The 201-nt window shown below is 39.3% G+C and carries 1 protein-coding gene; it reads left to right on the forward strand.

Annotated features, from left to right (window positions below; translation table 11 throughout):
* Window positions 1-201 (forward strand): Rib/alpha-like domain-containing protein (locus JEM49_RS09215; RefSeq protein WP_201874744.1); only part of this gene is annotated, 201 nt, incomplete at both ends.

Here is a 201-nt window from a genome sequence, read left to right on the forward strand (position 1 = left end):
CGATGGCAAAGGTGGTCTTAAGGTAGATAAGGGTCAAACTTTAGATCCAAAAGATGCTATCGATGTAAAGGATGCTGATGGTAAGGAGACTACTTTACCAGAAAAATCAAAAGTTGAATGGACTAAGGATAAGGAACCTGACTTTAGTCAAGCTGGTAAGGATGTAACTGGTGAAGTAACTGTAACTTATCCAGATCACAC

This window comes from Lactobacillus sp. A27 (assembly GCF_016742815.1).
Lineage (GTDB): Bacteria > Bacillota > Bacilli > Lactobacillales > Lactobacillaceae > Lactobacillus > Lactobacillus gallinarum.